Source organism: Natronorubrum texcoconense, assembly GCF_900100335.1.
GTDB lineage: Archaea > Halobacteriota > Halobacteria > Halobacteriales > Natrialbaceae > Natronorubrum > Natronorubrum texcoconense.
The window spans coordinates 528,626-551,424 of record NZ_FNFE01000002.1 but is presented as its reverse complement, the minus strand read 5'-3'; the positions used below and the strand labels follow the sequence as shown (position 1 = coordinate 551,424).

26 protein-coding genes are annotated in these 22,799 nt (G+C 64.2%); 16 read left to right on the top strand and 10 right to left on the bottom strand.

Translation table 11 applies throughout. The annotated features are described in order from the left end of the window. Positions 1–362: 362 nt before the first annotated feature. The gene (gene metG, locus BLT08_RS08970; protein ID WP_090305173.1) at positions 363–2,474 is read left to right on the top strand and encodes a methionine--tRNA ligase; all 2,112 of its coding nucleotides are present in this window, start codon (positions 363–365) and stop codon (positions 2,472–2,474) included. 83 nt (positions 2,475–2,557) lie between these two features. Here the strand turns inward: metG and BLT08_RS08965 are convergent, their stop codons facing one another. Then, positions 2,558–2,845 carry a GYD domain-containing protein gene (locus BLT08_RS08965; RefSeq protein WP_090305170.1) on the bottom strand — a complete coding sequence of 96 codons (288 nt, stop codon included), beginning with the start codon at positions 2,843–2,845 and terminating at the stop codon, positions 2,558–2,560. 118 nt (positions 2,846–2,963) lie between these two features. On the opposite strand from BLT08_RS08965, the gene pyk reads away from it, so the two are divergent. The 5 genes from pyk (at position 2,964) to BLT08_RS08940 (ending at position 7,983) form a co-directional block, all read left to right on the top strand. After that, on the top strand, positions 2,964–4,763 hold the full coding sequence (pyk, locus tag BLT08_RS08960) for a pyruvate kinase (protein ID WP_090305167.1): 1,800 nt from the start codon (positions 2,964–2,966) through the stop codon (positions 4,761–4,763). Between the two features lie 79 nt (positions 4,764–4,842). After that, positions 4,843–5,274 carry a DUF7312 domain-containing protein gene (locus tag BLT08_RS08955; RefSeq protein WP_090305163.1) on the top strand — a complete coding sequence of 144 codons (432 nt, stop codon included), beginning with the start codon at positions 4,843–4,845 and terminating at the stop codon, positions 5,272–5,274. Positions 5,275–5,380: 106 nt separating this feature from the next. Continuing rightward, positions 5,381–6,004, top strand: coding sequence for an NfeD family protein (locus BLT08_RS08950; RefSeq protein WP_090305161.1), 624 nt, complete (start codon positions 5,381–5,383; stop codon positions 6,002–6,004). 136 nt (positions 6,005–6,140) lie between these two features. After that, positions 6,141–7,283: an SPFH domain-containing protein gene (locus BLT08_RS08945; RefSeq protein WP_090305158.1), complete on the top strand. Its 1,143-nt coding sequence runs from the start codon at positions 6,141–6,143 to the stop codon at positions 7,281–7,283. 82 nt (positions 7,284–7,365) lie between these two features. Continuing rightward, positions 7,366–7,983: a winged helix-turn-helix transcriptional regulator gene (locus BLT08_RS08940; RefSeq protein WP_090305155.1), complete on the top strand. Its 618-nt coding sequence runs from the start codon at positions 7,366–7,368 to the stop codon at positions 7,981–7,983. Between the two features lie 59 nt (positions 7,984–8,042). On the opposite strand, the gene BLT08_RS08935 is transcribed toward BLT08_RS08940, so the two are convergent. From BLT08_RS08935 to yjjX, 3 genes are all read right to left on the bottom strand, one after another. Continuing rightward, complete coding sequence (locus BLT08_RS08935; protein WP_090305152.1) at positions 8,043–8,702, bottom strand: HAD family hydrolase; 660 nt, start codon at positions 8,700–8,702, stop codon at positions 8,043–8,045. A 120-nt stretch (positions 8,703–8,822) separates the two neighbouring features. Further along, the gene (locus tag BLT08_RS08930) at positions 8,823–9,056 is read right to left on the bottom strand and encodes a DUF7123 family protein (protein ID WP_090305149.1); all 234 of its coding nucleotides are present in this window, start codon (positions 9,054–9,056) and stop codon (positions 8,823–8,825) included. Positions 9,057–9,325: 269 nt separating this feature from the next. After that, the gene (gene yjjX, locus BLT08_RS08925) at positions 9,326–9,853 is read right to left on the bottom strand and encodes an inosine/xanthosine triphosphatase (RefSeq protein ID WP_090305146.1); all 528 of its coding nucleotides are present in this window, start codon (positions 9,851–9,853) and stop codon (positions 9,326–9,328) included. 219 nt (positions 9,854–10,072) lie between these two features. On the opposite strand from yjjX, the gene BLT08_RS08920 reads away from it, so the two are divergent. The 3 genes from BLT08_RS08920 (at position 10,073) to BLT08_RS08910 (ending at position 12,309) form a co-directional block, all read left to right on the top strand. After that, a complete protein-coding gene (locus BLT08_RS08920) occupies positions 10,073–11,053 on the top strand; it encodes a transcription initiation factor IIB (RefSeq protein WP_090305143.1) in 981 nt (326 codons plus the stop codon). 48 nt (positions 11,054–11,101) lie between these two features. Next, positions 11,102–11,785 carry a type I 3-dehydroquinate dehydratase gene (locus BLT08_RS08915; RefSeq protein WP_090305141.1) on the top strand — a complete coding sequence of 228 codons (684 nt, stop codon included), beginning with the start codon at positions 11,102–11,104 and terminating at the stop codon, positions 11,783–11,785. A 65-nt stretch (positions 11,786–11,850) separates the two neighbouring features. Further along, entirely contained in the window at positions 11,851–12,309 is a 459-nt protein-coding gene (locus tag BLT08_RS08910; protein ID WP_090305138.1) for a zinc ribbon domain-containing protein, read from the top strand. A gap of 77 nt (positions 12,310–12,386) precedes the next feature. On the opposite strand, the gene BLT08_RS08905 is transcribed toward BLT08_RS08910, so the two are convergent. Next, a complete protein-coding gene (locus BLT08_RS08905; protein WP_090305135.1) occupies positions 12,387–13,589 on the bottom strand; it encodes a 3-dehydroquinate synthase II in 1,203 nt (400 codons plus the stop codon). A 290-nt stretch (positions 13,590–13,879) separates the two neighbouring features. On the opposite strand from BLT08_RS08905, the gene BLT08_RS08900 reads away from it, so the two are divergent. After that, entirely contained in the window at positions 13,880–14,455 is a 576-nt protein-coding gene (locus tag BLT08_RS08900) for a hypothetical protein (RefSeq protein ID WP_090305132.1), read from the top strand. A gap of 218 nt (positions 14,456–14,673) precedes the next feature. Here BLT08_RS08900 and BLT08_RS08895 read toward each other — a convergent pair whose 3' ends face one another. Further along, positions 14,674–15,534, bottom strand: a complete 861-nt coding sequence (locus BLT08_RS08895) for an HFX_2341 family transcriptional regulator domain-containing protein (protein ID WP_090305129.1) — start codon at positions 15,532–15,534, stop codon at positions 14,674–14,676. A gap of 177 nt (positions 15,535–15,711) precedes the next feature. Here BLT08_RS08895 and BLT08_RS08890 point away from each other — a divergent pair, with 177 nt between their 5' ends. Further along, on the top strand, positions 15,712–16,398 hold the full coding sequence (locus tag BLT08_RS08890) for an HAD family hydrolase (RefSeq protein WP_090305126.1): 687 nt from the start codon (positions 15,712–15,714) through the stop codon (positions 16,396–16,398). Here the strand turns inward: BLT08_RS08890 and BLT08_RS08885 are convergent. Beyond that, a complete protein-coding gene (locus BLT08_RS08885) occupies positions 16,395–16,958 on the bottom strand; it encodes a DUF4188 domain-containing protein (protein WP_090305123.1) in 564 nt (187 codons plus the stop codon). The genes BLT08_RS08890 and BLT08_RS08885 overlap by 4 nt on opposite strands. 138 nt (positions 16,959–17,096) lie before the next feature. Between BLT08_RS08885 and BLT08_RS08880 the strand changes: the two genes are divergently transcribed. Continuing rightward, positions 17,097–17,747, top strand: a complete 651-nt coding sequence (locus BLT08_RS08880; protein ID WP_090305121.1) for a helix-turn-helix domain-containing protein — start codon at positions 17,097–17,099, stop codon at positions 17,745–17,747. 98 nt (positions 17,748–17,845) lie between these two features. Beyond that, positions 17,846–18,328 (top strand): hypothetical protein, encoded by a 483-nt coding sequence (locus tag BLT08_RS08875; protein ID WP_090305118.1) that lies wholly within the window; start codon positions 17,846–17,848, stop codon positions 18,326–18,328. A 43-nt stretch (positions 18,329–18,371) separates the two neighbouring features. Here BLT08_RS08875 and BLT08_RS08870 read toward each other — a convergent pair whose 3' ends face one another. Continuing rightward, entirely contained in the window at positions 18,372–18,908 is a 537-nt protein-coding gene (locus BLT08_RS08870; RefSeq protein WP_090305115.1) for a hypothetical protein, read from the bottom strand. A 336-nt stretch (positions 18,909–19,244) separates the two neighbouring features. Then, positions 19,245–19,814 (bottom strand): SprT family zinc-dependent metalloprotease, encoded by a 570-nt coding sequence (locus tag BLT08_RS08865; RefSeq protein WP_090305112.1) that lies wholly within the window; start codon positions 19,812–19,814, stop codon positions 19,245–19,247. A gap of 103 nt (positions 19,815–19,917) precedes the next feature. Here BLT08_RS08865 and BLT08_RS08860 point away from each other — a divergent pair, with 103 nt between their 5' ends. From BLT08_RS08860 to BLT08_RS08850, 3 genes are read left to right on the top strand one after another with little or no spacing between them, the layout of a single operon-like run. After that, positions 19,918–20,577, top strand: a complete 660-nt coding sequence (locus tag BLT08_RS08860) for a nucleotidyltransferase domain-containing protein (protein ID WP_090305109.1) — start codon at positions 19,918–19,920, stop codon at positions 20,575–20,577. Further along, a complete protein-coding gene (locus tag BLT08_RS08855) occupies positions 20,574–21,065 on the top strand; it encodes a DUF8154 family protein (protein WP_090305106.1) in 492 nt (163 codons plus the stop codon). Before BLT08_RS08860 ends, BLT08_RS08855 begins: the two co-directional genes overlap by 4 nt. A gap of 5 nt (positions 21,066–21,070) precedes the next feature. Continuing rightward, positions 21,071–22,060, top strand: a complete 990-nt coding sequence (locus BLT08_RS08850) for a phosphorylase family protein (RefSeq protein WP_090305103.1) — start codon at positions 21,071–21,073, stop codon at positions 22,058–22,060. A gap of 60 nt (positions 22,061–22,120) precedes the next feature. On the opposite strand, the gene BLT08_RS08845 is transcribed toward BLT08_RS08850, so the two are convergent. Beyond that, positions 22,121–22,714 carry a poly-gamma-glutamate hydrolase family protein gene (locus BLT08_RS08845; RefSeq protein WP_090305100.1) on the bottom strand — a complete coding sequence of 198 codons (594 nt, stop codon included), beginning with the start codon at positions 22,712–22,714 and terminating at the stop codon, positions 22,121–22,123. Positions 22,715–22,799: the final 85 nt, after the last annotated feature.

Genomic DNA, 22,799 nt, shown 5'->3' with positions numbered 1-22,799 from the left:
TAAACAATACTTTCCATTTCACCGACGTTGAAATACAAATTTCCAAATCGTACCAGACGAGCACTCGATCGGAATGCAAGAAGAGACGACACTCGAGTCACAGAGCCAAACATTTAGGAGGTTATACTGACTACACCGAACCAATGAGGACGCGTACCGTCCGCGACGCTTTTCTGATGCGCCCGTAGCGACGGTACCGCACCGAGTGGAACGCTGCGAACACGTCGGTCATACGACGGTCGCGTGGCGCCGAAACTCGAGTCAGTCTCGACCGCTCGCCCGAAAGCGACCGGTATCGCTCGCGAATCGACCGACGACCGAAAACCGGCGGGTTTTACGCCCGCCACCGACACCACACAGATATGAGCACCGACGAATTTCCGACGGACAGACCCGCGGTCGTGACCTGCGGGTTGCCGTACGCCAACGGCGACCTGCACATCGGCCACCTGCGGGGGTACATCGGCGCCGACGCGTTCAACCGCTCGCTCGAGACGCTGGGTCAGGAGACGGCCTACGTCTGCGGCTCCGACATGCACGGCACCCCGGTGGCCGTCAACGCCGAACAGGAGGGCGTCGACCCTGCGGATTTCGCGCTGGACTGGCACCGCCAGTACGAGGAGACGTTCCCGAAGTTCAACGTCGACTTCGACAACTACGGGCACACCCACGACGAGACGAACACGGAACTGACCCAGGAGATCGTCCGAACGCTGGACGAGGCGGGCCACATCTACGAGAAGGAGATTCAGGTCGCCTACGATCCCGACGCCGACCAGTACCTCCCCGACCGCTACGTCGTCGGGACCTGTCCCTACTGCGGCGAGAAGGCCCGCGGCGACGAGTGCGACGAGGGTTGTCAGCGCCACTTAGAGCCCGGCGAGGTCGAGAACCCGGAGAGTACGATCACCGGCAACCCGGCCGAGTACCGACAGCGAGCGCACAAATTCTTCGAGGTCTCGGCGTTCACCGACTATCTGACCGAGTTCCTCGACGGTCTCGAGGGAACCTCGAACGCGCGCAACCAGCCCCGGCAGTGGATCGAAGACGGCCTGCAAGACTGGTGTATTACGCGGGATATGGACTGGGGGATCGATTATCCCAACGGAGCGGACAGTGACGGCGACGACCTCGTCCTCTACGTCTGGGTCGACGCCCCGATCGAGTACATCGCTTCGACCAAACAGTACTCCGAACGCGTCGGCACCGACGAGTACGATTGGGAGCGCGTCTGGAAGGACGACGGCGATATCGTCCACGTCATCGGCCGGGACATCATCCAGCACCACGCCATCTTTTGGCCGGCGATGCTCGAGGGTGCCGGTTACAACGCACCGCGAGGAATCGCGGCGACCGGGTTTATCACGATCAATGGCAAGGGGCTCTCGACCAGTCGAAACCGGGCAATCTGGGCGAAAGAGTATCTAGACGAGGGCTTCCACCCCGACCTCCTGCGCTACTACCTGACGACAACGGGCGGCCTCCAGCAGGACGTCGACTTCTCCTGGGAGGCGTTCCAGGAGAAGGTCAACGGCGAACTCGTCGGAACGGTCGGCAACTTCTGGTACCGCTCGCTCCTGTTCGCCTACCGGAACTACGAGGGGACGCCAGAGGCGGACGTCTCCGAGGAAGTCCACGAGCGTATCGAGGGCGCGATCGGCGAGACCCGCGAGGCGGTCAACGACTACGACCTCCGCGGGGTCGGACACGCCGCGACGCGACTCGCCCAGTTCGGTAACGAGTACATTCAGGGCAACGAGCCCTGGAAACTCACGGACGAGGAGCCGGAGCGGGCGGCGCAGGTCATCCGCGACTGCGTCCAACTCGCCAAGGCCGTCGGCGTCCTCCTCGAGCCGATCACGCCGGATAAATCTCAGCTGCTCTGGGAGCAGATCGGCGAGGACGGCGAGGTCGCGGACGCCCACCTCGAGGACGCCCTCGAGGCACCACCACGAACCTTCGACGAACCCGGCGAACTCTTCGAGAAGATCGAGGACGAGCGCGTCGAGGAACTCACTCGAAAGCTCGAGGAGCGGGTCGAAGCGGCCGCGGACGACGAGGACGAGTCCGACGAGGGAGAAACCGAAACTGACGACACCGACGCAGACGAATCCGGTGATATGACAGACACAGGCGACCTCGAGCCGCTCCTCGAGGACCGGATCGGATTCGAGGACTTCCAGGAATTGGACATCCGCGTCGGCCGGATCGAATCGGCCGAGGGGATCGAGGGCGCGGACGATCTCGCCAAACTCGAGGTCGATATCGGCTTCGAGACGCGACAGGTCGTCGCGGGGATCAAGCAGCTACACGATCTCGACGAGTTGCCGGGGACGAACTGCGTGCTCCTCGCGAACATGGAGCCCGCGGAGCTGTTCGGCGTGGAGTCCAACGGGATGATCCTCGCCGCGGGCGAGGAGGCCGACCTGCTGACGACTCACGGCGACGCCGAAATCGGCGAGAAGATCAAGTAGCTCCCGGCGACTGCGTTTTTCGTTCGGATCGAGACGCGGTCACGTTCGAAATCCGATTCGGGTATCGGGTTCGAGACGAGTGCTCACACCTCGTCGACCAGATGCGCGAAATCGTCGGTGTGGGTGATCTCCATGGTCTCCGCCGACAGCCCGTGACGACGCAGCGTCAGTGCGGACTTGAACGCCGACTCCCGGTCCGGTGCCTCGAATAAGACGAGGAAGTCGTGTCCCCCGAGGATCGCGTAGGAGTCGATCACGTCGGCTTCGTGCTCTTCGAACTCCGTCCTGATCTCGCCCCAGATCGACGAGAGTTCCTGGACGTTCTGTACGCCCCGATCGTCGATATCGACGAGTGATACGTACGTGGCCATGTTCGATGGGTGGGTCGTCCGTGGGAAAACCGTTCGCGTGGCACATTACGGGACGAAAAACAACTCGAAGACGAGTAAACCACCTATCTTTTTGGCCGTACTCCCGCTACGTCGAGCTATGAGAAACGCGAAAATCGTCTGTACGCTGGGGCCGGCCTCGAGCGACCGGAACACGATCCGGGAGCTCGCCGACGCCGGGATGTCGGTCGCCCGTCTAAACGCGAGCCACGGGAGCCGCGAGGATCGTGCCGAACTGATCGACCGCGTTCGGGCCGTCGACGAGGAACGAGAGGCGCCCGTCGCGGTGATGCTCGACATGCAGGGTCCGGAGATCCGAACCGCACCGCTTCCGGAGGGGGAATCCGTGACGCTCGAGACCGGTTCGGAGATCCGGTTCGTCGAAGGCGACGAGGCGTCTTCCGATACCGTCGGTCTCTCACTGCCGATCGGGGCCGTCGAGCCCGGCGACCGAATTCTGCTCGACGACGGACTGATCGAGACGACCGTCCTCGAGCGCGAAGGTACGGATTCGCGAGCGGCCGACGACCAGTCGGTCCGTGCCCGCGTCGACACCGGCGGCGAACTGGGCGGCCGAAAGGGTGTCAACGTTCCCGGCGTCGAACTGGATCTCGATATCGTCACCGAGTCCGACCGCAAGGACCTCGAACTGGCCGCCGAGAAGGGGGTCGACTTCGTCGCGGCGAGTTTCGTCCGCGACGCCGAGGACATCTACGCGGTCAGCGAGGTGCTCGAGGAGCTGGGCGTCGAAATCCCCCTGATCGCGAAGATCGAACGCGCGGGTGCGGTCGACAACCTCGACGAAATCATCGATGCAGCCTACGGGATCATGGTCGCCCGCGGCGATCTGGGCGTCGAGTGTCCGATGGAGGACGTCCCGATGATTCAAAAGCGGATCATCCGCAAGTGTCGCAACGAGGGGTCGCCGGTGATCACGGCGACGGAGATGCTCGACTCGATGGTCCACGCTCGCCGTCCCACGCGGGCCGAGGCCTCGGACGTCGCGAACGCCGTTCTCGACGGCACTGACGGCGTGATGCTGTCGGCCGAGACCGCCATCGGCGACCACCCCGTCGCGGTCGTCGACGCGATGGGCAGCATCATCCGCCAGGTCGAAAACTCCGAGGAGTACGCCGAGATGCTCGAGCAACGCGTCCCCGCCGCAGGCGAGGCGCGGACGGACGCGCTGGCCCGCTCGGCGCGATTCCTCGCCCGCGACATCGGTGCGGACGCGGTCGTCGCGGCGACTGAATCCGGCTACACGGCGCTGAAAACGGCGAAGTACCGACCCGGCGTTCCGGTCGTCGCCTCCACGCCGAGTCACGAAGTCCGGCGACGACTGGCCCTCTCGTGGGGCGTGACGCCGCTGTACGCTCGCGTGTCGGATCAGGGCGCCGACGCGGTCGTCGAGAAGGCGGTTCAGGCCGCGCTCGATGCCGGGGTCGCCGACAGCGGCGACACCGTCGTCGTCCTCTGTGGCATGATGACCGAACTCGAGGGCGCGAACACCACGAACATGCTGAAAGTCCACGTCGCCGCGGAGGCGCTGACGACCGGTCGCGTCGTCGTCGAAGGGCGAACAACCGGCCCGCTCGTGCGGATGACGGACGGCGACCTCTCGGACGTCCCCGAGGGGGCGATCCTCTCGCTGGCGGCCGACTTCGACGAGGAGTTCGAGGGCGATCTGACGACGATCGGCGGGATCGTCGACGCCCAGCGCGGACTGACCGGCTACCCGGCGCTGGTCGCGCGCGAAATGAACATTCCGATGATCAGCGGAGCCGACCTCTCGGCGGCCGAGGAGGGCAGCGTCGTAACGCTCGACGCCGAACGCGGAGTCATCTACGGCGGCGACCTCAGCGATCGAACGGATCGAGACGACGGCGTCGATCTGGCGTAAATCCGTCGGCGAGAGTGCGGTGCCCCTTCGCCCGCCCGCGGACCGCGGATTTTTGACGACGGACCTGTTAGGACCGATCATGGCAGACGACGCGTCCGGAAGCGACGGTGAGAACGACCGAGGTGAGCCACCGGCAGCTCCGGACGGCCAGCGCTCGGACGGGGAGACGGAATCGGCGTGGTCCACGGCCGACCAGGATATCACCGCGTCTACGGGCGGTGACGACCGACTCGAGGACGACGGTCTCGCGAACGGCGACGGCCGCGCCGAACGGCGTGATCGGACGCAAGAGGAGTACCGGGTTCCATTGGACCTCTCCGGCGGACCCGACGAGGACGACGCGGACGCAGACGGGGCTTCGGACGCCGACGAAGACGATCCGTACGCCCCGGAGCCCAGTTCGACGCCGATCGAACCCGGCGATCCGTCGCTCGAGAACATTCTCTTCGTGGTTCTCGGTGCGGTCGCGATGGTTCTCGTGATGTTCCAGCTCGCGTCGATTATGCTCTGAGCGCGGCCGCGAATCGACGAGAGTCCCGTCGCTGTCCGTTTCCGGTCGAGCGGATTCGCGGATTGCCTCGGCAACCTTTAATTTGGGTGAGAACTTAGCTCGACGTATGCTCGAACTCCTCTTCGCGAACATGCCGCTCGCGCTCCTCTCGGTGGGGCTCGTCCTGATGGCGCTCGAGGCCCTCTCGCCGGGTGCACACCTCATCGTCATCGGCGTCGCACTGGTCGGTGCCGGGCTCATCGGACTCATCTTTCCGCCCGTCGCCAACACGTTCATACTGGCGGGATTGACGCTCGCCATCGGCCTCGCCGCGGCCTACGTCTACAACGAGTTCGACTTCTACGGCGGGAAGGGGACCGCCCAGACGTCGGACTCGAGTTCGCTCGCTGGCACGACGGGTTACGTCACCGAAACCGTCACGACTCGCGACGGCGAGGTCAAACTCGACGAAGGCGGGTTCGCGCCCTTCTACAGCGCGCGGACGACGAGCGGAACGATCGAGGAGGGCGAAGAAGTGATCGTCCTCGATCCCGGCGGCGGGAACGTGCTCACGGTCGAGGCGCTCGGCGCGATCGGCGAGGACGAGATCGATCGGGCGCTCGCGGAGGGTGCTGCCGCCTCGGATTCGACGGCGGACGCCGACGGCTCTACCGAGGAGTCACAGTCGGAGGCCGATGGAGAGCCGGAGACCGATGGAGAGCCGGAGACCGAGACGGAGAAGTCGAACTGAGAGAGTGACGGATCGGGCTCGAGTCGATTGCGGCTCGGTTCGACTCCGTTTGAACCCCGGCTCGAGTCGATCACGGAGACCGATATGTTACTGAAATAAGGGAACGTTTTTCCCGTCCCCCCCGTAAGACGGAACTATGGTCGTAGAACTACTCCCATTGCAGACCGGCGGTGCACTGCTGTTCCTCGGTGCACTCGTCCTCCTCGTCGTTATCGCCGCACTGCTCAGTGCGATCGAGATCGTCGACGCGTACGAAAAGCGTGCGCTCACTGTCTTCGGGGAGTACAGAAAACTCCTCGAGCCCGGTATCAACTTCGTCCCGCCGTTCGTCTCGAACACGTATCGGTTCGACATGCGAACGCAGACGCTGGACGTCCCTCGACAGGAAGCGATCACGCGTGACAACTCGCCCGTGACCGCCGACGCCGTCGTTTACATCAAGGTCATGGACGCCAAGAAGGCGTTCCTGCAGGTCGACGACTACAAGAAAGCGACGTCGAACCTCGCCCAGACCACCCTGCGTGCCGTGCTGGGTGACATGGAGCTGGACGACACGCTCAACAAACGCCAGGAGATCAACGCACGCATCCGTCAGGAGCTCGACGAACCCACCGACGAGTGGGGTATTCGCGTCGAGTCGGTGGAGGTCCGCGAGGTCAACCCCTCGAAGGACGTCCAGCGCGCGATGGAGCAACAGACCTCCGCGGAGCGGAAACGCCGCGCCATGATTCTCGAGGCACAGGGTGAACGCCGCAGTGCCGTCGAGAAGGCGGAGGGTGACAAACAGAGCGAGATCATCCGGGCACAGGGTGAAAAGCAGAGTCAGATCCTCGAAGCACAGGGTGACTCGATCTCGACCGTGCTGCGCGCGAAATCCGCCGAATCGATGGGCGAACGCGCCATCATCGATCAGGGGATGGAGACGCTCGCCGAGATCGGTCAGAGCGAGTCGACGACGTTCGTCATGCCACAGGAGCTCACCTCGATGGTCGGCCGCTACGGCAAACACCTCTCGGGCAGCGACGTCAAAGAGGACGGAGATTCCCTCGAGAGCCTCGAGTTCGACGAGGAAACCCGCGAACTGATCGGCCTCGACGATATCGCCGAGATCATCGGCGAGATCGACGAGGAAGCCGAGATGGACCTCGAAGCGATGGAGCAGGAGGCCCAGGCGATCAAAGAGGGCAAAGACGCCGGCACGATCTCCGATCCCGACGACGTCATCGAGGAGATGGATCAGGAGTTCGCCGGCGACGCCGACTCCGGCAAGAGTTCATAGATTCCAGACACTCCGTTCTCGGTGAAGAAAGCGGAGCGAAACCTGTTTTACGTCCCGCCACGTTTCGGTCGGTAGGTATTACATGACGAGTTCCGATGGGGTCGACGACGACAAACGAGCGACCCTGCGCCGGTTCGCAGCGCTCGGTGCTGCGGCACCGCTGGCCGGCCTTTCCGATTCTGCAGCAGCCGATACGGGCGAGAGCGACGCCCGCGACGCGATCGCCGGCTATCTCTCTACCACGCCCGGTGCGCACTTCTCGAAGATCCGTGACGACCTCCAGCTGGGCACGGGAGAGACCCAACACCATCTGCGCCGGCTCGAGGAACTCGACGCGATCGAACGCTTCCGCGACGGCGATTACAAGCGGTTCGTTCTCGCGGATCGGTTCGACGAGTTCGAAAAGCAGACGCTCGGCTATCTCCGCCGAGATACGCCCCGCGGGATGTTGATCGAACTCCTCTCGACGCCGGACGCGACGGCCGGCGACCTCGCGACGGCCCTCGACGTCTCGCCGCCGACGGTGAGCAAGTACGCCGGCGAACTCGAGGACGCCGGCTTGCTCTCGCGCGAGGACGGTTACGCCGTCGAACGCCCCGAAACGGTCCTGATTCTGGTCGTCCGCCACGCCGACTCCTTCGGAGAGGCGGCGCGAGAGCTCGCGCGAAACGCCGATCAGTTCGTCGTCTACGATGGGTAACGAGCTACTACCGCCGGTAAGAGCGTATTACTGTTCGAACGCGACGCCGTTCACGCCGTTCAGATCGTTCCGACGACCGACGGGAGCGCCGCGAGCGAGTCGACGACTGCAACGGCGTCGGCCGGTCGGTCGACGTCGCGGTTGTGTGTTCGACGGAGGTAGATCGGCTCGAGACCCGCCGCTCGCCCGGCCGTGACGTCTTTGTGCGAGTCGCCGACGTAGAACCCGTTGTCGGCATCGAGTTCCGAGAGCGCGTCGTCGATGAAGTCGGGTTCGGGCTTCTTTCTCCGAAAGTCCTCGAACGTCGGTCGACGACCGCGGACGACGTCGAACTCGATGGGGACGTAGCTGGCGACGAACTCGGCGGTCGCGTGTCGGTTGTTCGTGACGAGCCCGACCGTGGTCCGATCGGCTAGATCGGCGATCGCATCGATATCATCGTACAGCCCGCGTTCGCCCGACCGAATCAGGTCGTGGCTCGTCTCTGACGCGTACTCGTCTTTCAGCTTCCAGAACGCCGCGGCGTCGATTTCCAGCGCGGCGCAGTGATCGGCGATGTTCTCGAGGTCGTGGCGTCTGAGATCGTCTCGCTGAGCCGGCGTCGGCTCGGCGCCGAGCTCGTCGAGGGCCCTGTCGGCCGCGTCGGCGTACACCTGCGGATCGGTGCCGGGACCCTCGAGGATGACTCCGTCCATGTCGAACAGTATCGGCGGCGACATCTGTCGCTCGAGGGTACACGGCGAGCCGCCAAAAAGCGGTCGACGAACGAGGAGTCCGACGTAACACGCGGAGAACCGTCGTGTGCAGGCCAGCGTGCGTGACTGGCCGGCTGTGATCCGTTACGCGTTGACTTTCCACGTCGTGCTCGAGGAGTAGCCCCACTTCTCGATCTCGATGTCGTAGTTGCCGTCCTGCAGGGCGGTGATATTCGAGCCGACCTCCTTGGCCGTCATGCCGAGCTCTTTGCCGATGAGACGGGATTTAAAGTACGTCTTCGTTCCGGCGTTATTGCGGAGATACTGGAGGATCTGGCGCTGTTTACTCGTGAGGTCCGCGGTTAGTGCAGTGCTCATACACTACTCAAAGCCGAGAATGCCCTTAGGGGGTTTGGTACGTGCGGTTAACCCCGCGCCTGCATGCGGTTTTCTTAGTGAGTAATGGATGCATAACGGGGCAGAAAGCTTTCGTTGGTACGTTCGGTTAATATATCTCTTATAGGGAGCCTCTATAGTAAGAGAACATCAACTTTTCCGTACTATCGCCAATTCTTGACGGTGCTGACAGCCGAACGGGTCTCACCGAGACTACTGACAGCCCGTCGACTGAAAACGCCGTCGACGCGTTACAGTTGGCTAGTAAACGAGTCGTCGGTGACGAACGGACCGACGGCACACGCGACCGCTTCACTCAGTGCTTGCGAGCGGTTCGTCAGCCCGTCCGTCAGGATGCCGGCCGCACCGTCGCGTTCGGCGATCCCGTTGGTTCCGTGCCGGTCGTCCATCACCGGTCCCAGCTCGGCTCCGTCCTCGAGTCGACGAGCGACGTCGTCGGGGAGCGAAAACGTGGGACCGCCGCCGCGTTCCAGTCGGTCGCCGTCGGTCGCGGCGGCCCACATGATCAACGAGAGGCCGGGAACGCCCTCGATTCGGGCGACGCCGCCCTCGAGACCGACGCCGTAGTCGGCGTCGGTCGCCGCGAGCGCTCGTCGAGCGCGGTTTTCGGCACCCGTCACGGTTTCCTCGACCGACCACGGCTGCTCGGGAACGCCCGAGTCGACGGCTATTGCGGACACCGACGGCTGATATCGCTCGAGCGTCCGTTCGACCGCGTCCACCTTGACCGGGTTCGTGCTCCCGACTGCGACGTCCATATCCGTCGTTCGAACGGTTCGAATTTGGCAGTGCCGGTTCCGCCCCACTTCTCGGCGTAACTGTTCCGATCGATCATACTAGTTCGACCGAATTATCCGTTTTCGAGAGGTGTCGGCCCGCGATTCCGAAACCCTTAACCCTCGAGTATCAGAACGGGGTAGGTAACGAACCCGTCCGGGCTTTTGCAGTCAGTTCGGCCGGTCAGCACTCGCCATCGTATGACTAACACACCATCGAGCACCAGAGTACGGCGTACCGAACGAGAATCGAACGAAGAGACGAACGAATCGGAACAGAGCGACCTCGCCTGCCCCGAATGTACGGGGCAGTTGGTCGTCGACGACGAACACGGCGAAACCGTCTGTGAGGACTGTGGGCTGGTCGTCGAGGAGGACTCGGTCGATCGCGGACCCGAGTGGCGTGCGTTCGACGCCGCCGAGAAGAACGAGAAGTCCCGCGTGGGTGCGCCTACGACGAACACGATGCACGACAAGGGGCTCTCGACGAACATCGACTGGCGGAACAAGGACGCCTACGGCAACTCACTGGGCTCTCGCCAGCGCGAGAAGATGCAGCGTCTCCGGAAATGGAACGAACGCTTTCGCACCCGTGACTCGAAGGAGCGCAACCTGAAACAGGCGCTAGGCGAGATCGACCGAATGGCGAGTGCGCTCGGACTGCCGACGAACGTCCGCGAGACCGCGTCCGTCATCTACCGTCGCGCGCTCGACGAGGATCTGCTCCCCGGCCGCTCCATCGAGGGCGTCTCGACCTCCTGTGTCTACGCCGCCGCCCGTCAGGCCGGCGTCCCCCGGAGCCTCGACGAGATCGCCGACGTCTCCCGCGTCGAGAAAAACGAGATCGCACGGACCTACCGCTACGTCGTCCGCGAACTGGGTCTCGAGGTCCAGCCGGCCGACCCAGAGAGCTACGTTCCCCGCTTCGCCTCGGGACTCGACCTCTCCGACGAGGCCGAACACCGCGCTCGCGGCCTCCTCCAGAACGCGAAGGAGAAGGGCGTCCACAGCGGCAAGTCGCCGGTCGGCCTCGCGGCCGCCGCGGTCTACGCCGCTGCACTGTTAACCAACGAGAAGACCACGCAGGCCGCCGTCAGCGACGTCGCCGACATCTCCGAAGTGACGATCCGGAACCGGTACCACGAACTCCTCGAGGCCGAGGAGACGCTGGGACTGGCGTAACTCGCCGAAACGACACCGTTTTTCTCGCTCTCGCCGCTACGTTCGGTCATGAGTCTCGACTTCGACGAGTTCGTGCTGGCCGCGGCGACCGCCGACCTGAGCGAGGAACCCGACGCCCGCGAGCACGCGGACGTGATCGAGTTTCGGATGGATCTGACCGACGAGCCCTTGGCAGCACTCGAGAGTTACGAAGGCGAGTTGCCGATTCTCGCGACGAATCGTGCGGCTTGGGAGGGCGGTGAATGGGACGGTAGCGACGAGGAGCGACTCGAGGTGTTAGCGGAGGCGACCGAATTCGACGCCGTGAAAGCGATCGACGTGGAACTCGAGGCGATCCTCGATGGCGATGCCGAGAGCGTGTTGGGGACTGCGCGTGATCGGGGCGTCTCGGTGGTTGCCTCGGCCCACGACTTCGAGGGAACGCCCTCGCGCGGCGAGATTGCCTCGACCTTGACGGAGGCTGCCAAACACGCCGACGTCGCGAAGATGGCCGTCACTGCGGAGTCGAAAAAGGACGCGCTCGCGTTGCTCGCAGCGACGGAACAGGTGACGGCGCACGGGGATACCGTGGCGACGATGGCGATGGGTGACGTGGGGAGCCATACGCGTGCGGTCGCGCCTGTGTACGGCTCGAAAATCGGCTACGCGCCCGTGGATCCGGCGGAGGCAACTGCACCGGGGCAGTACGACCTCGAGACGCTATCTATCCTCGTTTCGGAACTGTCGTCGTAGCCGATCAGTCACACCGCGGAGAAAATCGGAATGTTAAGGGGCGGGGTCCCCTAGCACCACGTACGATGACATGGCTTCGCGCGCTGTTCGCCGGCGGCCTCTCGATCTTCCTCCCCGGTGCAGGCCACGCCTTGATTCGGGACTGGCTCCGTGCGCTGGTGTTCGCCGGGCTCTACTTCTCGGCGATCTGGTTTTTCTTCCCGATCGATCAGATGGTCGACGCTGCGTCGTTTTCGGAAGGAATGGACATCGCAAACACACAGACCGATACGATGGCGCAGTTCTTCATCATGTTTATCGCCCTCTTCGCGGCCATCGACGCCACCTTCAGAGCGGTCGGCTTCCCGCCGAACGGCTCCGAGTCGAGCGACGGCCCCTCCTGCCCGCAGTGCGGGAAGGAACTCGATCAGGACCTCACGTTCTGTCACTGGTGTACGACCCGCCTCGAGCCGGTCGAGCCGGAAGACGGCGAACTGCCTGCCGACGTCGAGGATTCCGAGCAGGAGACGTCGCCCCGTCCGTAACCGAACTCGTTTCGCGCGTCAGAATTGCGTTCTCTGTCGATTGGCGTAATCGACCCTGCTACTAACGTCCAGTACCGTTATTTCTCGATGATGCTCTCTTCGACGGCCTCGCCGAAGTGTCGCGCCGTGTCCTCGTAGTAGAGCAGCAGTTCGTCGCCGCTCTCGAGATCGGTCACGGCTTTCCGGCCGTCGCGCGTCGGGACCTTGATCGTCTCCGCGTTCTGCAGGAGGGTCTCGATGTGGTCGCCGTCCTCGGTCTCGAGGGCGACGCGGAACATCGGCCGCTTCTCGATTTTGACGCGGCCAACGATGGCCTCGCGGGTGTTGCCGGCGGTGTCGACGATCTGCACTTCGTCGCCGCTCTGGAGCTCCGAGAGATACTTCGTGCCGCCGTCGGGCGTGCGCACGTAGGCGTGGACGGCCCCCGCGTTGACCCGGAACGGTCGGGAGGCGACGTAGGGTGATTCGGCGGTCTCGGCGTGGACGAAGACGAGCCCGCGGGCCATCGAGCCGACGAGCATCCCCTCGTCGTGTTCCAGCAGGCTGCCCGTATCGACGCAGACCCGGTCGGCGCTGCCGATCTGTTCGACGTCGAGCACGTCGGCGTACTGAAGGTCGAGCGACTCGCGTTCGGCCTCGTCGCGGACCTCGACGGTCTCGCGGATCTGGTCCGGATCGTCCGAATCCAGCAGGACCGAGTCGGCGCCGATCTCGAGCGTCTCGAACGCCGTCTTGGCCTCCTCGGCGCTGGTGACGCCCGCGACGAGGTCGGTCTCCTCGCCGATGCGGGCGATCAAGTTCTCGAGGGGGATGATCGTCCAGTCCTCGCCGACGACGATGGTGTAGTCGGCCTCGTCGGCGGCGGCTTCGGCGAACTGTTCGTACTCCTGGCCCAGAATGCGGACGTACGCGCCGCGCTCGAGATCGCCGTCGCGTCGGCGAAGCGTCGAGAGGTCCGCCGAGCCGGAGAAGTCCTCGGGAAGGTCGATCGTCGCGTCACCTTCGCCTTCCTTCCCGACGACGACGGCGTCGGGTTCTGCGGTCGGTTCGGTCTCCTCGCTGTCGGCTTCCGCGTCGTCGATGTCGTCGACCAGCGTCACGTCGCCGTCGGTTCGGAACGCCGCGACGTTGATGTCGCCGAGTTCGCGCACGCGAGCGACGTCGTCCTCGTCGACCAGTACCCAGTCCGCACCCGACTCGAGTGCGGCAGTGATCCGGCTACGGCGGGCGTCCCAGTCGCCAACCGTGTCGTCGGCTTTTACCCAGACAGATCGCGTCATAAATCGACCGTCGGAGGGCACCGGCTTGAACGTGGCGAATGCCGCAGACGGAATCGACACACGCAGTCGGTCCCCGGTGCGATGGTCGAGTCGAAATCACTTGCCTCGAGCGCTGTTCTCCCGAACCAGTGCCGTCAGCCGTGGCGGGCGATTCGAGGGCCAGCGAGTGTTCGTCTGTGCCCAATCTCGTATAGTTAGATAGTATTGTTAGTAACGAAGGTAGTGGTAGTATTGACTGTTATAACACTCTCTTAGAAGTGAATAATGTACTCTCGCGTGACTGTTCAGATATGGGTCAGCGACACTCCCCTGCACGCGACGGACTGACGGTAGACCAGGCGACCCGTCGACTCGAGGTCGACGCGGTTACCCCCGTCGCTCGTGCGGCGTTCGACCACGCGGGCGACCTCGCGTCGCGACGGTACGGCCGAACGGCAGCCGTCCTGGGTGCCGTTCGACTCGGCTGCCGTCGGACCGACGCTCGAGCGCTCGATCGCGAGCGTCTCGAGACGGCGTTCGAGGTCGATCCGGACTGCGTGATCGCGGCCGACGAGTTGCTGGCGGACCGGGTGGGTTCGCCGGCGGCTCCCGAGGAGATTCGATCGCTGCGACGGCGACTAATCGTCGTCCACGAACTCCTCGCCGCGGCCGAACGCGGGAGTGTCGTCGGCCCCGAGCTTCCCGGCTCGTCGCTCGCCGACGCGGCTCCCTTCCTGCTCGCTCGAGCGACCGGTTCCGGTCGCGACGACGACGCGGGAGGACTCGACGAAACCGCGCTTCGGGCCCACGCCGAGCGGCTCGAGGCCGACCTCGAGTTCGCCCGGCTGGGAACGCTCCTCGACGCGGGCGTCGAGGGCGACGAGTAGGACTTGCCAGGCACTGATTCCCCGCTGACGGCGGCCCTCCACGCTGCCGGTTCCGGTGCCATCGGTCGACTACTCGTTTCCGTCTCCCGCTGACGGTTCGGTCCTCCACTCGTCTCCATCCCCCGCTGACGATCCGGCCCTCCAAATCCGCACTGCCGTTCGATCCACACCCATCGTCATCTTCGGCTGTGACTCTCCCGTTCCGATCGATTCCCGACTCAGTCGGCGTCGGCGAGTTTGTGCTTGAACGCGCGGTAGGCGTTGGCTCCCTGTTCGGTGAGTTCGACCACGCGGCGGCGACCGACGGACTCGATCGTCACGTAGCCGTCGGCCTCGAGCGGGTCCAGCACGTGCGTATCGAGCACGCGGAAGGCACCCTTGTCCTCGCCGCCGCGTTCCGCCGGCGGTCGACGATCGGCCATGAACGAGAGATTCCGATCTCGGGCGTACTCGATCAGGTCTTTCTTCTTCGGCGGGCTGGTCCGTTCCTCGTGGTACCCGTCCCACGCGTCGGGATCGGCGAGAAAGCCCATAATCGCGACCTGGTCCGGCGTCGGCGAGTCGATCGGATACGTCGGGAGGCGTTCGGTCTCCGCGACGCCGGTCGAGATCGGCTCGCGTTCGCCCTCGTGGGCGTAGTCCGAGGGCTGGACGTAGTAGGCGTGTGCGTCCGTCGAGACGTCCATGCAGGCCATAGTCGCGCCGATCGCGGGGATCGTCCCGGCGCCGGAGACGTTGACCGAGACGGTGTCCTCCGCGTGTTCCGCGGCGATCGTCGTCACTTCGCCGAGAACGGCGTAGACGTCGCCCAGATCGCAGCGTCGCGTCTCGACCTCGGGGACGGTCGACTCGAGTTCGGTCCGGAGGTCGTCGTGGTAGTCGGCCGTGACTGCGGTGCCGTTTGCGGCAGTGTCACCACCGTCGGCGACCGTGTCGCTGTCGGCGGAGTCCCCGTCACCGTCGGTTCGGTCGTCCGCGAGCAGGTAGACGAGGTCGGCCCGTTGCGCCCGGATCGGCTCGACGATTCGGTCGTACTCGTAGCCGAGGGGCACGATGTGAACACGCTTGACGACGTTCATACGTTGACAGGAACCGCCGCGAAAATAACGGCTGCGGATCGGTCGGCGGTCGGCCGTTCCTGCGATCGGCTCCGAGACGCGTCACCGAAGGTGCGTTTGTGAGCCCGGCGGCAACGCTGTGGCTCGACCGCACACACCCCGAAACGTTGAGAACGCTCGCCGTCCTCTCTGTGGAATATGGCTGCGTACGACGCGATCTGTTTCGATCTCGATCAGACGCTCTGTGAACCCACGCAGGACGCCGCGACGCTGCTCGAATCCGCGTTCGACCGAGTCGGCTGCGAGCCGTTCTGTACGCCCGCGGACCTGCGAGCGGCCGTGCCGTCGCTGCCGACGGCCGAGACGGATCGCGAGTTCTACGAGAACCTGTTCGGCGCGGTCGTCGACCGCGCCGAAACCGATCTCGATACCGAGGTTGCTCCCGCGCTCGCCGCGCAGTATCTCGAGCTACAGGATCCGACCGCCGTCCGATTTCGCCCCGGCGCGGAGACGGCGCTCGAGCGGGCCCGCGAGTGTGGCCCCGTCGGCCTGATCACCAACGGTGGTCGACCGACACAGACGCAGAAGCTCGAGGCGCTCGACATCGCTGACGCCTTCGACGTCCGCGTCTTCACCGAACCGAGCGCGGGGATCCACCCGAAACCGAACGCGGCCCCCTTCGAGTACGCGCTGGGTGAACTCGAGGTCTCGCCCGACGCCGCGATTCACGTCGGTGACTCCCTGCACGCCGACATCGCGGGTGCGAACGCGATGGGGATCGATTCGGCCTGGATCGACCTCGGCCGCGACGACCGCGACGGCGTCGAGCACGAACCGACGTACGAACTGTCGTCGCTCGAGGCCTTCGACACGATTCTCTACTAATCGCCTGATCGGGACGATTCGCTCGCGTCCGCAGGAGTGTCCGTCTCGCCCGGCCGGCCCAACCGGCCAGCAGCCGTCGTCCGTCGCTCCGTTGCAGAGACGATCTCCGTCCCGTCACACGCCGCGAGTCCGTGTGCCGGCATGTGGTTGTAGACGGTTTCGTATTCGTCCGCATCGACGAGATAGGTTTCGTGCCAGATGCCGACCGAAGCGTCCGTTCCGGTCCCATCCCCGTAGTACGCCTGCCACGCCGGGCGATGTAACCGGTCGCCGTCGCGGGCGTACGCTTCGAGCGCGCCGAACGACTCCCAGTACTGGACGAACCCGATATTGCGGATGCCGGGTCCGATCACCGTTCGGCTGCCGAGCAGCCCCGACCCCGGATCGGCGACCAGTTCGCGGACCATCCGCGGCGCGACGAGAAGCATCGGGAGCCAGCGGTGGATCTTCCAGAGTGCGTTGATCCGCATTCCGATGTGGAACACGACGAACGCGTCCTCCCGTTCGGCGGTCACTCGTCGTTCGGTCACCCCGTCGCTGCTGTGATCCTGCGCTTGCATTACGCTCATAGTGGTGGCGAGAGAGCTTGTCGATGACCCCAACATGTTGGTACCACACTCGATCGGCCGAACTTCGTTCGGCGACGACCGCAACAGACTCGCTGCCGACGGATGCTCGAACGTCGCTCCCTTCGTGCCATGATCCGTGCGCAGTTACTGATCCGTCTCCCCGAAGGCCTGTGGCTGACGGACGTCTCACAGACGTTTCCCGACGCGACGTTTTCACTCCTCGCGGGCTACAGCGCGGGCGAGACCGCTATCGAACTCGGGGAGATACACGCTGACGAGCCGGATGCGCACGTCGACGCGCTGCGCACCCACCCCGCGATCACGCAGTTCGAGCTGTTAGAGTCGGCCGACGGACGCGCCCTCACCAAGTACGAGACGACCGACACGGATCTCTACGAGTTCGTCGAGCTGTCGTCGTTGCCCGTCGAGTTCCCGGTCGTCGCCCGGAACGGCTGGTTCGAGTTCGACCTCACCGGAACGCGCGAGGAGCTCGAGCAGTTGCGGACGACGCTCGAAGAATCGGCCGTCGCGTTCGAACTGCAATCAGTAGTCAGCACGACTGACTCGGGCACGTTACTGACCGACCGCCAGCGAGAGCTCCTCGAGGCTGCAGTTCGGGAAGGCTACTTCGAAGTCCCGCGGGAGTGTACGCTCGCGGAACTCGCCGAAACGCTCGGGATCGACAAGGCGACGGCGAGCACGACGCTCCGACGGGGTGAAGCGGCGCTTATCAAGTGGTTTCTGACCGGCCCGGAGCGGAAAGGGATACGTGGTCGGTAGCGTCCGATCTCGGATCGGAGTCGACCGTTTCGGGGTGACACAGTTGCGACTAACATGTTGGGGCAATATACTCACATCCCGATCGAGTGATTTTCGCTATGTTCGAGACCGCCAGTAACACGCACCCTCGTTACGAGAACGAACAGTCAGGCCCGGCCAGCGTCGATACGCAGCTCTACGCACTGATCGCTCTCGCAACAGTCTTCGGAATCGGACACCACGTCGATCACGTCGTTCGAGGAAATCACGTCGGCTGGCCGCTGATCCCCGAGGTCACCGTGTTCACCTACACCCTCGCGGTCTACCCGCTCATCGCGGTCGGGCTCTATCTGACGCTCACCGAGCGGGTCGGGGCGGGGTACTGGGCCGTCCTGCTGGGCACGCTCTGTCTCGTCGTCACCGTCGTCCACTTCGGTCCGTGGGCGATCGAACCGCCACAGGACGTTCTCGGACCGTACGAGAACGTTTTCGTCGGCTACGGTGCGCTCGCGTGGCTCCTCGGATTCGTCGGAACGCTGCTGGTAGCAACGGGTTACGCCGTGTACCGATGGCAGACGACCCGGAGTATAGCCACTCGGTAGGATGTATCGGTCGAAAATCCACCACGAGTCCGCGACCGTCACCTTACTTCTCGGGCGGGAGCAGATCCGTGTGGACGACCGCACGATACTGATCGTTCGTCGCGGTCTCGAGTCGCCCCAGTAACGCGGCTCCGTCGCTGAAGCTCTCGGGGAGTTCGAACGGGTCGTCGGCTTGCTCGTCGCGCTGTTTGCAGCGCTTGACGAACGACAGGAGCGTCGGATAGCTGTCCAGGCGGGCGTAGACGACGCCGATATCCTCGGTGACCTGACCGCGCCAGTGGTCGACGATCGCTTCGGTCTCGAGTCGCGGCTTGCGCTGTCGTTCTGCCAGTTCCGAGGCGTCGATCTCGACGTCGCCGAGCACGTCGTCGAAGACGTCCTGCAGTTCGTCGGTGTTGTCCTCGAGCGACGGCGCGTCGCCCTCTGTCTCGAGGAGTTCGACGAAGGCCTCGAGTTCCCGCGGGCGCACGGCGACGGGGTAGACGAAGTCGTGGGTCTCTTTCGGCAGTTTGTACGACCGTCCCTCGACTCCCTGTTCGCCGGGTCCCGACTGGCCCAGCATCAACTCGAGTATTCCCATAGCTGAAACAGACAGGGGCACTCGAATAAGTGTTCCGCGGGCGACTCGCCGTTCCGAAATTTTCGCTTCGCTCGAATCTCGCTGCTCACGGTTCACTTCGTTCACCGTTCTCCATTTCGAGATTCTCCCTCCGTTCGAATCTCGCTGCTCGCGGGTCGCTTCGCTCACGGATCGCTCTCGCTCTCCGTTCGCATCGAGGTCTTCACTCCGCTCAGACCTCGTTCCGCTCCCCGCTCGCTTTTCGAGGTTCTCGCTTCGCTCAAACCTCGTTGCTCACGGTTCACTTCGTTCACCGTTCGCCATTTCGAGGTACTCCCGCTGGTCGTACCTCGTTGCTCACCAATCGTCCCCGAGCGCCGCCTTCGTCCCGCCGAACCCGCTCGCGGACGTCCACGTTCGTCCGCTGTCGGCGTGTTCGACCTCGATGTCGCTGCCGCAGGTCCCACAGCGATACTGGTCGGGCGATTTCACCGGTTTCGAGGCCTGATGGCGTCTCGCCGACCAATCGCAGTCGTCCGAGAGACAGCGGAGGACGTACCGCGGGTCCGAAAACGTCTCGCAGTGTCTGGGCGCCTCGAGTCGCGCCGCCTGCTCGCGAAACCGCGAGCCGTGGCCCGACTCGCCGTAGCGCTGGAACTCCCAGGCGTGGACGAGTTCGTGTCTGACGACGCCCGCGAACGTCTCCCACTCGTAGCGTTCGTACGCCTGACGCGTGAGGACGATCGTCGCGACCTCGCGGCTCGCATTCCACCGGCAGGCCCCCGCGCGGCGACGGGCGCGCGTGGTGACCTCCCACTCGAGGGACGAACGGTCGATCTCGAGGTCGTGGTCGCGAAGCACCTCACGGGCGTGAATCCGGGCTCGAGCGACGATCTCGTCGTCGATCGTGAGGTCCTCGTCGGTCACAGTCGGAGAACGAAGGCGGATTTAGAAGGTGTTCCGGTCGATCCGCGCACGGAACCCGGGGAAACCGTTATGTGTCATGTAACACATTACATCACATGTAACGATGCGCGTCGATATTCGATTACCGCTTCCGGCAGAGCAGGTCTTCCGGTACGAGGCGATGGACGATATCCTCGAAATCACGGCCCAGAACCCGTCTACCGAGTTTTCGAATCGGGAGCTGCAGGAACTGACTGAATTCGGCGGCCCGAGCGTCTCGAAAGCGCTGACGCTGCTCGGACAGTTGGAATTGATCGATCGTCGGGATGTTGGGAAACGAACCCTCTACCGGATCAACGAACAGCGACTGTACAGCACGGACGATCCGTTTCTGTCGATCCCACAGGCCGAGTTTCGGACCCCGCTTCGGTCGTTCGTCGAACGAGTCGAAACAGAACTATCGACACTTGCTGGAATCGTCTGTTTTGGCAGTGTGGCACGTGGAGAGGCGGATCGGATAAGCGACATCGATCTGTTCGTTCTCGTTGACACCGACGACGAATTAGTACAGATGCGACGAACCGTGTCGGATATCAAACGCGATCTCGAGGCGGAGCCGTTCGACGGACAACGCTACGAGTTCGAAATCTTCGTCGAGTCGGATGAAAGCAGCCGTAGACGGGGAAGAGACCTTCAGCTAATCTTCCAGGAAGGGATTACTCTCTACGAGACGGAGACACTCAGACAAGTGAAAGGCGACGTGTTCGGAGGCGATTCCGAATGACGTCGAACGACCTCGAGGCGGCACTCGGAAACGCGGAAGACGCATTCCAACGGACGCCAGAGAATCCGGAGTTCGGGTTGGAGTACGTTACGGATCCAGCAGTCCTCCAGTTACGGAAAGCGTGTCGCCTTCTCGACGCAGCAGGGTTCTTGCTCGCACGCAACGGTCACTTCACGGTCATCATCGAGAGTTCGTTCGTCGCTATCGAGCGTTCGATCCAGTTTTACGTCGAACAAAAGGGGTACGACGTGGCCGCTCAACGGCATACGGAGGTGTACGAGTTAGGCGTACAGGCTGGACTCTTTTCGGACGAGATCGCCGATCGACTCGAGCGACTCTGGCTCGAGAACCGATCCGAATCGTATTACCGAACTGGTATCGCCGGGGAGTACAGAGCTGAAACGATCTACCGGCTCGCGGAGACGCTCCACGCGGAAGTCGTTCAACTGACTCGAACTCAGGACTGCCTCTGTGAGGGTGAGAGCTGATCCCGATGGACAGCTCGCTCCCCAAGCCTCGAGCTCCCGATCCGGACGATCCGATTAGCCCCGATGCGCTGGTCCTCACCGCCGCGTTCGAGGACCCGCTCGACGAACGCCGACCGTGGCTCGAGCGTGACGACCTCGTCGACGCCCTCGAGATACCGGGTGCGGAGACCCCGGTCTACGTGACCGACGCCGGAACCGCCGTCACGACCACCGGCATCGGCAAGAGCGACGCGGCGACGACCGTCACCGCCATCCTGGCGAGTCCGGGTGTGAACCTCGAGTCGACGTACATCGTCTCCTGCGGTATCGCCGGCTCGTCGCCGGAGACGACGGCGCTCGGTTCGGTCGCGATCGCGGACGCCGTCGTCGACTGGGACCGAAAGCACCGGTGGGATCACCGATCCGACGCCGCTGGGACGAACTCCGTGTCGAAAGCGCCCACCGAGGAGCACCCCATCGATGAGCGCCCCATCGATCTCTTCGCGTACCGACCGCGGGACTACGTCCACCGGCTCGAGGAGGTCGTCGTCGACTGCGCGCTCGAGGCCGCTCGAGACGTCGACCTGCGCGAGGACGCCGACGCTCGGGACTACCAACGATCGTATCCGAACGCCCCCGATTCGGGACCGACGATCGAACGGGGGGCGACCGTCTGCGGCGACGAGTTCTGGCATGGTCCTCGCTACGTGCGGGAGGTAAAGTGGCTCTGCGAGCAGTACGGCGTCGCACCCTACGTGACGACCCAGATGGAAGACGCTGCGACGGCAACGGCCCTCGAACGGTTCGGACTGCGCAAGCGGTATCTGAGCGTCCGCGCCGTCTCGAACTACGATCGGGCGGCACCCGGCCAGTCGGTGGCAGAGAGCTTCGACGGCAACCCCGCCAGTCTCGCGCTGGGAATCGAGAACGCCGCGCACGTCGGCGGTGCGGTGGTCGACGAACTCGTCGCAACTGACCCGCTCGAGATCGGGACCAGCGACGAGTTCGTCGACTGAGCGGCCCGCTCGGATCTGGCGGATTCAAACTCGGCTAGACCGGTCGGTCGTCCAGTCCGCTCAGAGCACGTCCTCGGCGAGGAGTCGCTCGAGCACGGAATTGACGGCCTCGCGCTCGTCGATGCGGACGGTGCGGCTCTGCTCGAGTTGGAGCCCGCCGCCGTCTCGAGCGAGCCAGTTGACGAAGTTGTCCGGGCTGACGCCGGCGTACGGTCCCGTCGAGACCGGTTCGACCGGCGGCGTTACCGCGTCCGCGAGTCGATCGCTGACGTATCGTTTCGTATCGGTGTCGATCCCGCCGCCGACGAGCACTCGGTCGTCGCCGAGCCCGTGGAAACTGACGACCGTCTCGAAGCCTCGGTCGGCGATTTCGCCAAGCAGGGGGTAGTCGTCGGGCGAGAACGCACTCGAGGGCGGATGCCACAGCTCGAACGGGCTTCGCTGCTCGTCGTAGCCCAGACAGGCCCAGCAGCTGGCTCGAGGGAGTCGAGCCGCCAGGTCGAGCGCCTGTTCGGCGGTGCCGGGTTCGACGTGTCCGCCGTGGGCGGCACAGACGAGTATCTCGTCGGTATCACCGTCGTCGTACAGCAGTTCGGTGTAGTGGCCGGTGTCGGTTTCCTCGAGCCGGTGGGTCCGAAACGACGCTGGCGTCACGACTGTCGGATAGGCGAGTGGCCGTAATAATTGGTGGTCACGCACAGGCCGGTTGCGAACCGCTACCGAGCGGCTCGTTTCATCG

Excerpts from the sequence above, each read along its gene's own strand:
- metG (WP_090305173.1), top strand. The coding sequence starts at position 363 with ATGAGCACCGACGAATTTCCGACGGACAGACCCGCGGTCGTGACCTGC.
- BLT08_RS08965 (WP_090305170.1), bottom strand. The coding sequence starts at position 2,845 with ATGGCCACGTACGTATCACTCGTCGATATCGACGATCGGGGCGTACAG.
- pyk (WP_090305167.1), top strand. The coding sequence starts at position 2,964 with ATGAGAAACGCGAAAATCGTCTGTACGCTGGGGCCGGCCTCGAGCGAC.
- BLT08_RS08955 (WP_090305163.1), top strand. The coding sequence starts at position 4,843 with ATGGCAGACGACGCGTCCGGAAGCGACGGTGAGAACGACCGAGGTGAG.
- BLT08_RS08950 (WP_090305161.1), top strand. The coding sequence starts at position 5,381 with ATGCTCGAACTCCTCTTCGCGAACATGCCGCTCGCGCTCCTCTCGGTG.
- BLT08_RS08945 (WP_090305158.1), top strand. The coding sequence starts at position 6,141 with ATGGTCGTAGAACTACTCCCATTGCAGACCGGCGGTGCACTGCTGTTC.
- BLT08_RS08940 (WP_090305155.1), top strand. The coding sequence starts at position 7,366 with ATGACGAGTTCCGATGGGGTCGACGACGACAAACGAGCGACCCTGCGC.
- BLT08_RS08935 (WP_090305152.1), bottom strand. The coding sequence starts at position 8,702 with ATGTCGCCGCCGATACTGTTCGACATGGACGGAGTCATCCTCGAGGGT.
- BLT08_RS08930 (WP_090305149.1), bottom strand. The coding sequence starts at position 9,056 with ATGAGCACTGCACTAACCGCGGACCTCACGAGTAAACAGCGCCAGATC.
- yjjX (WP_090305146.1), bottom strand. The coding sequence starts at position 9,853 with ATGGACGTCGCAGTCGGGAGCACGAACCCGGTCAAGGTGGACGCGGTC.
- BLT08_RS08920 (WP_090305143.1), top strand. The coding sequence starts at position 10,073 with ATGACTAACACACCATCGAGCACCAGAGTACGGCGTACCGAACGAGAA.
- BLT08_RS08915 (WP_090305141.1), top strand. The coding sequence starts at position 11,102 with ATGAGTCTCGACTTCGACGAGTTCGTGCTGGCCGCGGCGACCGCCGAC.
- BLT08_RS08910 (WP_090305138.1), top strand. The coding sequence starts at position 11,851 with ATGACATGGCTTCGCGCGCTGTTCGCCGGCGGCCTCTCGATCTTCCTC.
- BLT08_RS08905 (WP_090305135.1), bottom strand. The coding sequence starts at position 13,589 with ATGACGCGATCTGTCTGGGTAAAAGCCGACGACACGGTTGGCGACTGG.
- BLT08_RS08900 (WP_090305132.1), top strand. The coding sequence starts at position 13,880 with ATGGGTCAGCGACACTCCCCTGCACGCGACGGACTGACGGTAGACCAG.
- BLT08_RS08895 (WP_090305129.1), bottom strand. The coding sequence starts at position 15,534 with ATGAACGTCGTCAAGCGTGTTCACATCGTGCCCCTCGGCTACGAGTAC.
- BLT08_RS08890 (WP_090305126.1), top strand. The coding sequence starts at position 15,712 with ATGGCTGCGTACGACGCGATCTGTTTCGATCTCGATCAGACGCTCTGT.
- BLT08_RS08885 (WP_090305123.1), bottom strand. The coding sequence starts at position 16,958 with ATGCAAGCGCAGGATCACAGCAGCGACGGGGTGACCGAACGACGAGTG.
- BLT08_RS08880 (WP_090305121.1), top strand. The coding sequence starts at position 17,097 with ATGATCCGTGCGCAGTTACTGATCCGTCTCCCCGAAGGCCTGTGGCTG.
- BLT08_RS08875 (WP_090305118.1), top strand. The coding sequence starts at position 17,846 with ATGTTCGAGACCGCCAGTAACACGCACCCTCGTTACGAGAACGAACAG.
- BLT08_RS08870 (WP_090305115.1), bottom strand. The coding sequence starts at position 18,908 with ATGGGAATACTCGAGTTGATGCTGGGCCAGTCGGGACCCGGCGAACAG.
- BLT08_RS08860 (WP_090305109.1), top strand. The coding sequence starts at position 19,918 with ATGCGCGTCGATATTCGATTACCGCTTCCGGCAGAGCAGGTCTTCCGG.
- BLT08_RS08855 (WP_090305106.1), top strand. The coding sequence starts at position 20,574 with ATGACGTCGAACGACCTCGAGGCGGCACTCGGAAACGCGGAAGACGCA.
- BLT08_RS08850 (WP_090305103.1), top strand. The coding sequence starts at position 21,071 with ATGGACAGCTCGCTCCCCAAGCCTCGAGCTCCCGATCCGGACGATCCG.